The sequence below is a fragment of the Massilia sp. Root351 genome, from assembly GCF_001425045.1.
GTDB lineage: Bacteria > Pseudomonadota > Gammaproteobacteria > Burkholderiales > Burkholderiaceae_D > Rugamonas.
In genome coordinates this window covers 263604-277416 of record NZ_LMDJ01000036.1, presented here as the reverse complement: position 1 = coordinate 277416, position 13813 = coordinate 263604, and the positions used below count along the sequence as shown (strand labels likewise).

Sequence of the window (13813 nt, the reverse complement as noted above, 5' to 3'; positions counted from 1 at the left end):
AATCTGCAGCCTGTCGCACAACGCTCGCATCCCGGCGGGCACTTGCTTAGAGTGGATGCTGGCGTACCACGCCGACCAAAAACACAACAACAGGAAACAGGAACATGCACGCACCCATCAAGACCGTACTCAGCTTCGCATTGGCCGGCGCGCTGCAGGCCATCGCGCCTGCCTGCGCGGGCCCGGCGGAGACGCCTGCCGTCCCCGCCGCCGCCATGGTGCAGCCTGGCGACGATTTCTTTGCCTACGCCAATGCGGACTGGCTGAAGTCCGCCCAGATCCCGGCCGACCGTGGCAGCTGGAGTTCCATGGCCCAGCTGGCCGAGGAAACCAACCAGCGCATCATCAAGCTGGTCGAAGCGGTGCCGGGCGACAAGCAGGCCGACGCCGAAGCGCTGAAAGTAAGCGACTACTATCGCGCTTTCATGGACGAGGCCGCCATCGAGGCCAGGGGCCTGGCGCCCATGCAGCCGGCGCTCAAGAAGATCGCCGCCATCAAAGACAAGACCGAGCTGACCCGCGCGCTGGCCGCCACGCTGCGCGCCGACGTCGATCCGCTCAACAACACCGAATTCCACACCGAGAACATCCTGGGCCTGTGGGTGGCGCAGGGTTTGAACGAGCCCAAGCGCAACATGCCCTACCTGCTGCAGGGCGGGCTGGGTCTGCCGGACCGGGTGTACTACCTGGAAGACAACGAGCGCATGCACAAGCTGCGCACCGCCTACCAGGCCCACATCGCCGCCATGTTCAAGCTGGCCGGCTATAGCGACCCGGAAACCCGCGCCGCGCGCGTATACGAACTGGAGCGCAAGCTGGCGCTGACCCACGCCAGCCGCGAAGACTCGGCCGACGTGCTCAAGGCCAACAATACCTGGCGCGCCGCCGACTTCGCGAAGAAGGCGCCGGGCATGGACTGGAAGCTGTTCTTCCACACTGCCGGCCTGGGCCGCCAGCAACAGTTCATGCTGTGGCATCCGGGCGCCGTGGTGGGCGTGGCCGCGCTGCTGAAGGAATGTTCGCTGGACGCGTGGAAAGACTTCCTCGCCTTCCACACCATCAACACCAATGCCGCGCACCTGCCGCAAGCGTTCAGCGAGCAGCATTTTGACTTTTACGGCCGCACCCTGGGCGGCACGCCGCAGATGGCCGCGCGCTGGAAGCGGGGCTTGGACGCCGTCAACCATGGCATGCCGGACGCCGTCGGCAAGATGTACGTCGCCAAATATTTCCCGCCCGAAGCCAAGGCCAAGCTGCAGCAAATGGTGGCCAACATCGTGCACGCCTTCCACGGCCGCATCGACCGGCTGGACTGGATGGCGCCGGCCACCCGCAAGGAAGCGCACGCCAAGCTGGACGCGCTGTACGTCGGCGTCGGCTATCCGGACAAATTCACCTCCTACGCCCAGCTGGCGGTCAAGGCCGACGACGCCTACGGCAACGCCGGGCGCGCCTCGCGCCTGCGCTACGTCCAGCAGCTGGCCAAGCTGAACCAGCCGGTGGATGGCAAGGAGTGGTGCATGCCGCCGCAACTGGTCAACGCCGTCAACATGCCGATGCAGAACGCGCTGAACTTCCCGGCCGCCATCCTGCAGCCGCCGTTCTTCGATCCGAAGGGGCCGGACGCGCAAAACTACGGCGCCATCGGCGCCATCATCGGTCACGAAATCAGCCACAGCTTCGACGACGCCGGCTCCCAGTTCGACTCCGAAGGCCGCCTGCGCGACTGGTGGACCCCGGCCGACGCGGCCCACTTCAAGACCGCCTCGGGCGCACTGGTGGCGCAGTACAGCGGCTACAAACCGTTCGCGGACCTGGCCATCAACGGCCAGCTGACCTTGAGCGAAAACCTGTCCGACCTGGCCGGCCTGGCGGCTTCCTACGACGCGTTCAAGATCGCCAACCCGCAAGCCGACGACCGCGCCTTCTTCCTCGGCTACGCGCAAGGCTGGCGCACCGTGACGCGCGAACCGTCGCTGCGGCGCCAGGTGATGACGGACGGCCACGCCCCGGCCCAATGGCGCACCTACACCGTGCGCAACCTGGACGCGTGGTACAAGGCCTTCAACGTCCAGCCCAACCAGCAGCTGTACCTGGCGCCGCAGCAGCGCGTGCGCGTCTGGTAAAGTAGGGGCATGGAACCGGATAACGACATCAAGCAACTCAAGCAGATCACGCAGATCACGCAGGCCACGCTGCAGCACTACGAGCACAGTGCGCAGCAGTTTTTCGAAGGCACGCGCGACCACGACGTCAGCCAGAATGTGTCTGCGCTGCTGGGCGCCATCCGGTCCAGCGCCCCATACCGCATCCTCGACCTGGGCTGCGGCCCGGGGCGCGACCTCAAGACCTTTAGCGGGCTGGGCCACAGTGCAGTCGGGGTCGATGGCTCGGCCGAGTTCGTGCGCATGGCGCGCGCCTGGAGCGGCTGCGAAGTGTGGCAGCAGGACTTCGTGCAGCTCGACTTGCCGCCCGGCGAGTTCGACGGCATCTTTGCCAATGCCTCCTTGTTCCACGTCCCCAGCGCCGCCTTGCCGGACGTGCTGCTGCGCCTGCACGCCGCGCTCAAGCCGGATGGCGTACTGTTCAGTTCCAACCCGCGCGGCGACAACCGCGAAGGCTGGAACGGCCCGCGCTACGGCAGCTACTACGATTATGAAACCTGGGAACGGTACCTGACCGCCGCCGGCTTCGAGGCGCTGGGCCACTACTACCGTCCGCCCGGCCTGCCGCGTGAACAGCAGCCCTGGCTGGCCAGCTTGTGGCGCAAGCCAATGTCCGCTTAGTGTGCGCGAGCGTACAGAAGCATGGGGGACCGGGGGCTACGATGCACTCCAGCACACCGCATCTGCGTGTGAGCCTAACCAACCAAGGAGAGCATCATGAACAAGGACCAAGTCAAAGGCAAAGCGAAAGACATCGCCGGTAAAGTTCAGCAGGAAGTGGGCGAACTGGTAGGCAGCTCCGAACAGCAGGCCAAGGGCCTGGCCAAGCAATCCGAAGGCAAGCTGCAGAAAGGCGTAGGCGACGCCAAGGAAGCGGTCAAGGACGCCATCGACCGCGGCAACCGCTAAAACGGAAAAGCCCGCATCACGCGGGCTTCCAGGCAGCAATATGGGGTCAGGGTTAATTATCCGTACGGATAATTAACCCTGACCCCTTTTTACTTTACTGAATCGTTTCGGGCTTGAGGTTCTTCTTGAAGAAGGCTTCGATGTTGCCGTACACGTGGCGCTGGCTGGTGGTGCCGGAGATGCCGTGCTTGGCGCCCGGGTAGGTCATCAGCTCGAAGTGCACATTGCGCTTGACCAGCGCGTCTATCATGCGCGTGGTGTTGGTGAACAGCACGTTGTCGTCGGCCATGCCGTGCACCAGCAGCAGCGGCGATTTCAGGCCGTCCACGTGGGCGTAGATGCTGCTCTGCTTGTAGCCTTCGGGGTTGTCCTTCGGCGTGCTCATGAACTGCTCGGTGTAGTGGGTGTCGTACAGTTTCCAGTCCGTCACCGGCGCCACCGACACGCCCATGGCGATCTTGTCGGACGCTTGCGACAGCAGGCGCAAGGTCATGAAGCCGCCATAGCTCCAGCCGAACACGCCGATGCGCTTGGCGTCCACGTAGCTTTGCTTGCTCAGCCATTCTACGCCGGCCAGCTGGTCTTCCACTTCCACCGTGCCCAGGCGCTTGTAGTTGGCGTCGGTGAACACGCGCTCGCGGCGCGAAGAGCCGCGGTTGTCCAGGCGGAACACCACGAAGCCTTGCTGCGCCATGTACTGGTCGAAGTAGTTGCCCCACTTGCGCGCCACGTGCTGCGCGTGCGGGCCGCCGTAGGTGGACAGGTACACCGGGTAGCGCTTGCTGGCGTCGAACTTGTAGGGCTTGATGATGGCGTAGTGCAGCGTCTGGCCGTCTTTCGCGGGCAGGGTGCCGAACTCGGTCGGCAGGTGGTCGGCCTTGAACTTGGCGTACGGGTGCTTGTCGTTCAGTTCGTTCTGTTCCAGCCAGTCGACCATGCTGCCGTCCGGGCGGCGGATGCTGACCTGCGGCGGCGTGCTCGGGTTGGAATAGGTGTCGACGAACACTTCGCCGTTGCGCGAGAACGCGGCGTCGTGCCAGCCGTCGCCCTGGGTGATGCGCTTGGGCTTGTCGGCCGTGCTGCCGTTCAGGGCCAGCACATAGGTCTGCTTGTCGACCACCGCGTCGCGGTTGGAGGCGACGTAGACCTTGCCGGCCTTCTCGTCCACCGCCAGCACGTTGTCGATGCCCCATTCGCCCTTGCTGATGGCGTGCAGCAGCTTGCCGTCCAGGCTGTACAGGTACAGGTGGTTGCGGCCGCTGCGCTCGGACGACCAGATGAAGGCGTCGCGGTTTTTCAGGAAGCGCAGGTCGTCGTGGATGGTGGTCCAGGTGTCGGCTTTTTCCGTGATCAGCACGCGCTGCTTGAGCGAGGCGGCGTCCACCGAGATCAGTTCCAGGGTCTTCTGGTCGCGGCTCTGGCGCTGGAACAGCAGGGCCTTGCTGTTGGCGCTCCAGTCGGCGCGCACCAGGTAGATGTCCGGGTTGCTGCCCAGGTCGACGTCGCGCGTCTCGCCGCTCACCGGCGAGACGATCTTCAGCTGCACCGTCACGTTGGGGTCGCCCGCTGCCGGGTAGCGCTGCTCGACCACGTCGGTGCGGTCGGCGTAGATCTCAAAGCGGCGCGCCACCGGCACCGGGCTGTCGTCGTAGCGCTTGTAGGCGATGGCGCTGTCGTCCGGCGCCCAGTAGTAGCCGGTGCGCTGGCCCATTTCTTCCTGGGCGATGAACTCGGCTTCGCCGTTGTGGATCAGGCCGCCGCCGTCGGTGGTCAGCTGGCGCTCCTTGCCGGTGGACAGCTCGATCACGAACAGGTTCTGGCTGCGCACGAAGGACACGTAGCGGCCCTGCGGCGAAATCTTCGGGTCCAGCACGGCGCCGGACGCCACCAGGCGCGCCGCGTCCGGCTTGGCGGTGTCGATCAGGTACAGGTTGCCGGCGATCGGCACCAGCAGCTGCTTGCCGTCCGGCGACCAGCTGTAGCTCAGGATGCCTTTCAGGCTGGCGGTGCGCTCGCGCTCGCGCTTGGCTTTTTCCGCGTCCGACAGGTTCTCTTCCGGCACCAGGGTCTTCGAGTCCACCAGGCGGTGCTGGGTCTTGTCCTTCATGTTGAATTCCCACAGGTCCAGCTGGTACTGGTTGTCGTCGCGGCCGCGCAGGAAGGTCACGCGGGCGCCGTCGGGCGACACCTTGAGGCTGCGCACGCCGGCGCCGGCCAGGGCCTGGTCGCCATAGATGCGGTCCAGCGTCAAACGTTCAGCGTAGGCGGGCATGGCCGCCGCCAGTGCCAGGAAGGAGAGGATAAAGCGCATGGAAGATCCCGAAATGTTCAAGTGGGCAAGACAATACCAGAGTGCCGCATTGCTTGGATTTGGAAAACGCGCCGAAAAACCGTGGTTCATTCGGCGCGCGCAGCGTCCTCAAGCGGATGCGTGCAGGCGCTGCAGCGACAGCCGGTTCAGGAAGCCGGTCAGCAGCACGGCGGCGATGGTCAGGCCCAGCACCAGGCCGATCCAGAAGCCGCTGGCGGCCATGGGCGCGGCGGGGACGAAGGGCGCCCATGGCGGCGCCAGCCCCAGCAGGTAGCCCAGCGGCAGCGCGAACACCCAGAACGCCAGCAGCTGGATCAGCATCGGCTGGCGCGTGACCTTGTAGCCGCGGATGGCGCAGGAGCAGGCCACCTGGGCCGCGTCGGACAGCTGGAACAGCGCGGCGAACAGCAGCAGGTGGGCGCACAGCGCCTGCACCGCCGCGTCGGAGGTGTAGGCGGCGGCGATCTGGTGCCGGAACAGTGCGATGAAGAGGGCCGACAGCAAGGCGAAGATGAGCGACATCGACACCCCCACCCAGGACGCGAAGCGGGCCCGCGCCGGGTTGCCTTCGCCCATGGCCTGGCCGACCCGCGTGATCAGGCCGATGCCGAAGCTGAGCGGCACCATGAACACCAGCGAGGCGAAGTTCAGCGCGATCTGGTGCGCCGACACTTCCACCACGCCGAAGCGCGCCACCAGCAGGCTGACCGCGCCGAAGGCGCTCACTTCGGCAAAATAGGTGACGCCGATCGGCAGGCCGAGCTTGAGCATGCTGCGGATTTCCGGCCAGTGCGGCCATTCCCAGTGCGTGAACGGGTAGGTCTGGCGGTAGGCGGGGGCGTGGCGTATCCACAGGATCATGGCGCCCAGCATCAGCCACATGCAGCCGGCAGTGGCCACGGCGCAGCCGACGCCGCCCAGCTTGGGCAGGCCGAAGCGGCCAAAGATCAGCAGCCAGTTGACGATCACGTTGAACACCAGCCCGAGCAGGGCGATCACCATTACCGGCTTGGTCTCGTTGATCGAGGTGGAATAGCCGTACAGCGCGCGGTAGGCGGCGAACGGCGGCAGGCCGAGGCTGATGATGTGCACGAACAGCGAGGCGCGCGCATTGATCTCGGGCGCCAGGTACAGGTGGTTGAACAGCAAGGTGGCCAGGTTGGCCAGCAGCGCGGCGATCACGCCCACGCCCAGCGCCTTCCACAGGGCCTGGCGCACCGAGTGCGGGATGGTGCCGAAGGCGCCGGCGCCCACCTCGTGCGCCACCACGCTGTTAACCGCCATCATGGTGCCGCTGACGGTGACCAGGATGATGGACCAGATCGACGCGCCCAGCGACACGGCGGCCAGTTCGCTGGCGCTGGCGTGGCCGGTCATGGCCACGTCGGCCACCGCCATGCCCACCGTCGCCAGCTGCCCCACCAGCACCGGCCAGGCCAGCTTCCACAGGGCGGCGGCTTCGGTGCGGATGCTGGAGAGGGTGAAAGTGGTCGGCATGGGGAGGAAATCTTAGGACTAAAGCAACGATTCTACTCGGTGCAGTAGGAATTTGTTACACAGTCGTGTAGGCTGATGCTCCAGCTAAATCGTTGATAGAAGGCATCGATCCGCTGGATGAGAAGAATATTACGGAGCTAAGACCCATGAAACGCACTAGCATCAAGACCCTGGCCTGCGCGGCCGCCCTGCTGAGCCAGTTCGCCGCCGCCCAGGCCGGCGAAATCACGCTGTTCTCGCGCGACAATTTCCGCGGCGAAGAAGTGACCATCCGCGACGGTGCGCGCGACCTGCGCGCGGCCGGCTTCAACGACCGCACTTCCAGCCTGGTGGTGCATTCGGGCGTGTGGGAAGTTTGCGAGCACAAGGACTTCGGCGGCTACTGCGCCGTGTTCGAGCGCGGCGAGCACAACGACCTGCGCCGCTTCAACAACAGCATTTCCTCGCTGCGCCAGGTGGAGCGTGGCGGACGCGGCGGCGGCGGGTTCCGCGACCGCGACCGTGACGGCCGCGATGATCGCGACGAACGCCGCGAGGCGCGCCGCGAAGAATGGCGCGACCGCCACGATGACCGCCAGGGCGGCTACCGCCCCGACCCGATCGAACTGTTCGAACACGCGCGCTTTGAAGGCCGCCGCGTGTCCTTCCAGGGCGAAACCCGCAGTTTCCGCGCCACCGACTTCAACGACCGCGCCAGTTCCATGGTCATCCACGAAGGCCAGTGGCAACTGTGCGAACACGACAACTTCGGCGGCCAGTGCGTCGTCTACGGCCCGGGCCGCTACGACAACCTGGGGCCGATGAACGACAAGCCGTCGTCGCTGCGCCGTATCCGCTAACCGCGGCCAACCGCGCTCCTGGCAGGCCGGCCAACGGTTCAAATCGCGCGCTGGCCGCGCGCGATTCCTTGTAATCTGGACCTGACAGGGCTGCCTGGAGACACTCCATCGTGGAATACAAGGACTACTATCATGCGCTTGGCGTTTCCAAGACCGCCAGCGCCGACGAGATCAAGAAGGCGTACCGCAAGCTGGTGCGCAAATACCATCCGGACGTCAGCAAGGAAGCGGACGCGGACAAGAAAACCAAGGAATTGAACGAAGCCTACGGCGTGCTGGGCGACGCGGAAAAACGCGCCGCCTATGACGCGCTGGGCAACAACGGCCAGTACCGCGCCGGCCAGGAATTCCGTCCGCCGCCGGACTGGGGCAATATGGGCGGCATGGGCGGCGGCCGCGCGCCGGGCGGCGCCGGCTTCGACAGCGACTTCTTCGCCGACCTGTTCGCCAATATCGGCGGCAACCGGGGCCGGGGCCGGCCGATGCAGCAGCGCGGCGGGGACAGCCACGCCGCGCTGGAAATCGACCTGGCCGACGCCTACCACGGCGCCAGCCGCACCGTCAGCGTCCGCCTGCAGGAGGAGGACGCGCACGGCCGCACCGTCACGCGCGAGCGCACCCTGGACGTGAACATCCCGCAAGGCATCACCGCAGGCCAGCAGCTGCGCCTGTCCGGCCAGGGCCATCCGGGCAGCGGCGGCGCGCCGGCCGGCGACCTGTATTTGGAAATCCGCTTCCGCCACCACGCGCGCTACCGCATCGAAGGACGCGACGTCTACCAGACGGTGCCGGTGGCGCCGTGGGAGGCGGCGCTGGGTGCGCAAATCGACGTGCCCACGCCGTCCGGCCGCGTCACGGTGGCGGTGCCGCCCAAGTCGCAGGGCGGGCGCAAGCTGCGCCTGAAGGGGCGCGGCATTCCGCCGTCGCGCGCGCAGGCGCAATCCGGCGCGGCCGGCGGCGATCTTTACCTGATGCTGGAACTGGTGCTGCCGCCCGCCGACACCGAGCGCGCGCGCCAGCTGTACGAAACCATGGCGCGCGAGCTGGACTTCAACCCGCGCGCCGGCATGGGAGCTTGATTATGCAGATTCATGGTGAGTTGCTGGACGAGGCTGCGCTGACACTGGAAGAGCTGGCGCGTGCCTGCGCCGTGGAGCCGGACTGGGTGGTGCGCCATGTCAGCAGCGGCGCGCTGCTCTGCAGCGTGACGGCGGCCCCTATCGTGGTGGACGCGGCAGGCGCGGCCACGGCGGCCCCGCCGCACGCGTGGCGCTTCGCCAGCGGCGAACTGCGGCGCGCGCTCCACCTGCTGCGCGTGGAGCGCGATTTCGAGGCCGACGAGGAACTGGCGGCGCTGGTGGTGGACTTGTGCGAGGAAGTGCGGCGGCTCAAGTCAAGACTGCACAGCGCGGGAGCCCCGTAGCGGTTTCGCCCGCCTTGCTGTCGCCCGGCCTGGCCTCGGCGAACTTCGGTTCCCGCAGCGCCGGCTTGCCGGCAGCCGAAGCGCTTTCCTCCGGCTGCGCCTGGCGGCTCCACACATTGCCGCTGCGGATATCGAAGATGATGCTGCGGTGCCCGACGCCGTACAGGCTTTCGGACACCACCGGGATGGCGTGCGCGCGCAGCAGGCGCAGCGCCACCTCGCCGTTCTGGCGCCCGATGTTGCTGGCCTTCTGGTCGTCCCGCCCCGGGAACATCTGGCTGCCGCCGAATATCTTGGCTTGGCACTCGGCCGGGTCCACCCCCATGGCGCGCAATTCGGCCAGCATCAGTTCCAGCGCCTCTTCCCCGTAACGGCTGTTCAAGCCCGGATCCTTCGATGAGTTGCGCGCCGACAACAGAAAATGCGACATGGTGCCGACCCGCCGTGCCGGATGCCACAGGGTAATCGACACGCATGACCCTAGCAGGGTGCGGATGCGGTATTCCGGTCCGCCCACGAAGTATTCGCCGGGCAGCAGGAAGATGTCGATGATGTCGTTATTTCTAGCCATGACCCACTCTAAAGGCAGCAGCGGGCCGCTGTAACTTGTACTTTGGTGCATGCAGGAATTCCACACTGTACCAAAGTACAGGTTACAGGCAGTTCCCTGGTGGATACAGTTTGCTGGCGACTTCACCCGGCTGGACGGGCAGCGTATCCCCAGGAGAATCCCGGCAGTGAAAAATTTCGTACGCAGCCATGCCTGCCTGTTCCTTCCGCTGTCGCTGGCGCTGCTGGCGGCGTTCGCGGTGCTGGCCTTCAGCGGTTTCAGCCTGGCCGGCGGCCTCACCGTGTTGCTGCTGGTGGCTTGCGGCTACGCCAGCGGGCTGTATTTCAACGCCATGCAAAGCACCTTCAACCAGTCGGTGGACGATTACCTGGAAGGGCAGCGCGCGCTCGGCGTGTCGGTCGCGCCGGTATGGTCGCGCCATATCGAGAATTCAATTGCGCAGATGGATGAGGCGGTGGCCGCGCTGGCCGGCCGTTTCGGCGGCATCGTGGAGCGGCTGGACCAGGCCGTGGGCGCCGCCAGCGTCGCCACCGCGTCCATGGACGGCGGCGACGGCCTGGTGACGGTGTTTGCCAACAGCGAGCGCGAGCTGCAAGGCGTGGTCGCCTCGCTGCGTTCGGCCACCGAAAGCAAGGCCGCCATGCTGGACAAGGTGAACGGCCTGGGCCTGTTCGTGCGCGAACTGAAGGAAATGGCGGCCGACGTCGCCAGTATCGCCGCCCAGACCAATTTGCTGGCGCTGAACGCGGCCATCGAGGCGGCGCGCGCCGGCGAGCGCGGACGCGGTTTCGCCGTGGTGGCCAAGGAAGTGCGCATGCTGTCCAACCAGTCGGCCGATACCGGCCGCCGCATCGCCGAAAAGGTGGCCCTGGTGAGCAATGCCATTGTCGCCACGGCGCAGGCGGCGCAGCAGTCGGGCGCGCTGGAAGAAGAGTCGATGCGCGTGTCCGAACAGGCGATTGCCGGTGTACTGAGCGGTTTCCGCGGTGTCACCGACGCGCTGGTCCAGTCCAGCAATCTGCTGAAGGAAGAAAGCGTCGGCATCCAGTACGAGGTGGGCGAGGCGCTGGTGCAGCTGCAGTTCCAGGACCGCGTGACCCAGATCATGAGCCATGTGAAGCAGAACATCGACTTGCTGCGCGCGGCGCTGGAACGGCATTGCGCCGGCTTCGAGCAGGACCGCCGCCTGCAGCCGCTGGATGCCGCCGGCTTGCTGGCCGAGCTGGAAAAAACCTATGCCATGGCCGAGGAGTATGCGCTGGACAGCCGGGCCGCGCCGCCGGCGCCGCCGTCCGCGTCCCCGCAGCGCGCCAAGCCGGCGGCGCTGCCCGCGCCGGCCGATGAAGTTACGTTTTTTTAAGGAGTAGGTATGGCCAAGACCATTATGGTGGTAGACGACTCGGCTTCGCTGCGGCAGGTCGTGGGCATCGCGCTGAAGAGCGCGGGCTATGACGTGATCGAAGCGGCCGACGGCCAGATTGCGCTGAGCAAGCTGGGCGAGAAGAAGGTCAACCTGATCGTGTGCGACGTGAACATGCCCAATATGGACGGCATCACCTTCGTGCGCGAGCTGAAGCAGCAGGCCAGCCACAAGTTTACGCCGGTGATCATGCTGACCACGGAATCGCAGGAGGCCAAGAAGCGCGAAGGCCAGGCGGCCGGCGCCAAGGCCTGGGTGGTCAAGCCCTTCAAGCCCGAAGTGCTGCTGGGCGCCGTGCAAAAACTCTGCCTGCCTTAAGCAGCGGGAGCGGCCATGCCAGGGGATATCGATCCGGGTCTGCTGTTTATCGAAGGCGAGCTGACCATCTACCGCGCCGCCGAGCTGAAGGCGGCGCTGCTGGCCGCCGTCAGCCGCGCCCACGCTGGCGGCCATGCACTGGAAGTGGACCTGGCCGGCGTGACCGAAATCGACACCGCCGGCGTGCAGCTGCTGATGCTGGCCAGGCGCAGCGCGCTGCAGCTGCAGCGTCAGCTGCGCCTGGTGGCTCACAGTCCGGCCGTGCTGGAAGTCTTCGAGCTGATGGACCTGGCCGGCTGGTTCGGCGATCCGCTGCTGATGGCGGCCGGCGGCAACGGCGGCGGCAGGAGCGTGGCATGAACCTCGACGACGCGCTGCAAACCTATATCGCGGAGTGCCGCGACCTGCTGGCCGACATGGAGAACGCGCTGCTGGCGCTGGGCCGCCATGGGGATCGGCTGGAAGCGGTGAACGCCATCTTCCGCGCCGCACACACCATCAAGGGCTCGGCCGGCCTGTTCAGCCTGGACCACATCGTCGCCTTCACCCACGTGCTGGAAAGCGTGCTCGATGAAGTCCGCGCCGGGACGGTCGATACGGACGGCGAGCTGGTCACGCTGCTGCTGTCCTGCTGCGACCATATCGGCGCCATGACGGACGCGCTGGAAGCCGGTCAGGCCGGCGCGGACGACGCCATGCGGCAGCGCGGCGCGCCTTTGCTGCTACGGCTGTCCGCCTACCTGGACGATGGGCATGCCAACGCCGCTTGCGCGGCGGATGGCGCCGCCGCCACGGTAGCGGACGGTGGAGCCCCGGTGGCGCGCAGCCAAGGCACGCACTGGCACATCTCCCTGCGTTTCGGACCGGACGTGCTGCGCAACGGCATGGACCCGCTGTCCTTCTTGCGCTACCTGAACCAGATCGGCCGCATCACCGCCATTGCCACCGTGGACGACGCGCTGCCGGATCCCGGCCAGATGGACCCCGAGTCCTGCTACCTGGGCTACGAGATCGCCTTCGACAGCGGCGCCGACCAGGCCACCATCGAGGCGGTGTTCGAATTCGTGCAGGACGATTGCACGGTGCGCGTCATGCCGCCCCAGCCTCCGGGGCTGCCGCAGCTGCAGGCCCCGGTACAGCCGCAGGAGCTGCAGAAAGCGCAGCCGGATCAACGGGGCGCCGAATCGCGCACCGTGCGCGTGGACGCTGACAAGCTGGACCACCTGATCAACCTGGTGGGTGAATTGATCATCGCCGGCGCCTCGGCCGACCTGATCGCGCGCCGCGTGCGCAACGCCGAACTGCAGGAAAGCACCTCGCGCCTGTCCACGCTGGTGGAGGAAGTGCGCGACAGCGCGCTGCAGCTGCGCATGGTGAAAATCGGCGCCACCTTCAACCGCTTCCAGCGCGTGGTACACGACGTGTCGCGCGAACTGGGCAAGGACATCGCGCTGGTGGTCAACGGCGAGGACGCTGAGCTGGACAAGACCGTGGTGGAGAAAATCGGCGACCCGCTGATGCACCTGGTGCGCAACGCCATCGACCACGGCATCGAAGCGGCCGAACGGCGCACCGCGGCGGGCAAGCCCGAGCGCGGCACCGTGCGGCTCAACGCCTATCACGACTCCGGCAGCATCGTCATCGAAGTGAGCGACGATGGCGGCGGCTTGAAGAAGGAGCGCATCTTCGCCAAGGCCGTCGAGCGGGGCCTGGTGGAGGCCGACCGCAAGCTGAGCGACGGTGAAATTTACGCGCTCATCTTCGAACCGGGCTTCTCAACGGCCGAACAGGTGACCAACCTGTCCGGCCGCGGCGTGGGCATGGACGTGGTCAAGCGCAATATCAACGCGCTGCGCGGCAGCGTGTCGGTCGACAGCGCGGAAGGCAAGGGCACCACGGTGACGGTGCGCCTGCCGCTCACGCTCGCCATCATCGATGGCTTCCTGGTCGGCCTGGGCAAGTCCACCTATGTGATCCCGCTCGACACGATAGAGGAGTGCATCGAATTCGCGGCCGAACCTGGCCAGGACTACGCCAACCTGCGCGGCCAGGTATTGCCCTTCGTGCGCCTGCGCGACATGTTCGGCGTGCAAGGCCCGGCCGGGCGGCGCGAATCCATCGTGGTGCTGAAGCACGCAGGCCAGCGCGCCGGGCTGGTGGTGGACAGCTTGCTGGGCGAGTTCCAGACCGTGATCAAGCCGCTCAGCCCCGTATTCAGCGGCGTACGCTGCATCAGCGGCTCCACCATCCTGGGCAGCGGTGAAGTGGCGCTGATACTGGATGTGGCGGCCCTGCTGCAGCACCATGGCGGCGCCGGGTCCCAGCACCTGCAACTACAAGCCGCGTAATTATTTCAAGAT

13 protein-coding genes are annotated in these 13813 nt (G+C 66.4%); 10 read left to right on the top strand and 3 right to left on the bottom strand.

The genetic code is table 11. The features are described from left to right. Positions 1-104 precede the first annotated feature (104 nt). The 3 genes from ASD15_RS31190 (at position 105) to ASD15_RS31180 (ending at position 3074) form a co-directional block, all read left to right on the top strand. Positions 105-2126 carry a M13 family metallopeptidase gene (locus ASD15_RS31190; protein WP_057158950.1) on the top strand — a complete coding sequence of 674 codons (2022 nt, stop codon included), beginning with the start codon at positions 105-107 and terminating at the stop codon, positions 2124-2126. 9 nt (positions 2127-2135) lie between these two features. Further along, positions 2136-2786, top strand: coding sequence for a bifunctional 2-polyprenyl-6-hydroxyphenol methylase/3-demethylubiquinol 3-O-methyltransferase UbiG (locus ASD15_RS31185; RefSeq protein WP_057158949.1), 651 nt, complete (start codon positions 2136-2138; stop codon positions 2784-2786). A gap of 96 nt (positions 2787-2882) precedes the next feature. After that, positions 2883-3074, top strand: a complete 192-nt coding sequence (locus tag ASD15_RS31180; RefSeq protein ID WP_057158948.1) for a CsbD family protein — start codon at positions 2883-2885, stop codon at positions 3072-3074. Between the two features lie 94 nt (positions 3075-3168). Here the strand turns inward: ASD15_RS31180 and ASD15_RS31175 are convergent, their stop codons facing one another. Both ASD15_RS31175 and ASD15_RS31170 read right to left on the bottom strand, forming a co-directional pair. Next, positions 3169-5385 carry a S9 family peptidase gene (locus ASD15_RS31175; protein ID WP_057158947.1) on the bottom strand — a complete coding sequence of 739 codons (2217 nt, stop codon included), beginning with the start codon at positions 5383-5385 and terminating at the stop codon, positions 3169-3171. Between the two features lie 108 nt (positions 5386-5493). Beyond that, positions 5494-6882, bottom strand: coding sequence for an MATE family efflux transporter (locus ASD15_RS31170; RefSeq protein WP_057158946.1), 1389 nt, complete (start codon positions 6880-6882; stop codon positions 5494-5496). Between the two features lie 146 nt (positions 6883-7028). Between ASD15_RS31170 and ASD15_RS31165 the strand changes: the two genes are divergently transcribed. The 3 genes from ASD15_RS31165 to ASD15_RS31155 all read left to right on the top strand — a co-directional run bounded on the left by ASD15_RS31165 (position 7029) and on the right by ASD15_RS31155 (position 9144). Next, a complete protein-coding gene (locus ASD15_RS31165) occupies positions 7029-7721 on the top strand; it encodes a beta/gamma crystallin family protein (protein WP_057158945.1) in 693 nt (230 codons plus the stop codon). Positions 7722-7831: 110 nt separating this feature from the next. Continuing rightward, positions 7832-8800 (top strand): DnaJ C-terminal domain-containing protein, encoded by a 969-nt coding sequence (locus tag ASD15_RS31160; protein ID WP_057158944.1) that lies wholly within the window; start codon positions 7832-7834, stop codon positions 8798-8800. A gap of 2 nt (positions 8801-8802) precedes the next feature. Next, positions 8803-9144 carry a hypothetical protein gene (locus ASD15_RS31155; protein WP_057158943.1) on the top strand — a complete coding sequence of 114 codons (342 nt, stop codon included), beginning with the start codon at positions 8803-8805 and terminating at the stop codon, positions 9142-9144. On the opposite strand, the gene ASD15_RS31150 is transcribed toward ASD15_RS31155, so the two are convergent. Beyond that, a complete protein-coding gene (locus ASD15_RS31150) occupies positions 9110-9715 on the bottom strand; it encodes a chemotaxis protein CheD (protein WP_200954132.1) in 606 nt (201 codons plus the stop codon). The two genes, ASD15_RS31155 and ASD15_RS31150, sit on opposite strands and share 35 nt — an antisense overlap. Before the next feature lie 166 nt (positions 9716-9881). On the opposite strand from ASD15_RS31150, the gene ASD15_RS31145 reads away from it, so the two are divergent. Genes ASD15_RS31145 through ASD15_RS31130 form a run of 4 tightly spaced genes read left to right on the top strand, consistent with a single transcriptional unit; the run spans position 9882 to position 13801 of the window. Beyond that, entirely contained in the window at positions 9882-11075 is a 1194-nt protein-coding gene (locus ASD15_RS31145; protein ID WP_057158942.1) for a methyl-accepting chemotaxis protein, read from the top strand. Between the two features lie 9 nt (positions 11076-11084). Then, on the top strand, positions 11085-11453 hold the full coding sequence (locus ASD15_RS31140) for a response regulator (RefSeq protein WP_057158941.1): 369 nt from the start codon (positions 11085-11087) through the stop codon (positions 11451-11453). Between the two features lie 15 nt (positions 11454-11468). Continuing rightward, entirely contained in the window at positions 11469-11813 is a 345-nt protein-coding gene (locus ASD15_RS31135) for a lipid asymmetry maintenance protein MlaB (protein ID WP_057158940.1), read from the top strand. Continuing rightward, positions 11810-13801, top strand: coding sequence for a chemotaxis protein CheA (locus tag ASD15_RS31130; RefSeq protein WP_057158939.1), 1992 nt, complete (start codon positions 11810-11812; stop codon positions 13799-13801). The genes ASD15_RS31135 and ASD15_RS31130 overlap by 4 nt, the downstream gene beginning before the upstream one ends. Positions 13802-13813 lie beyond the last annotated feature (12 nt).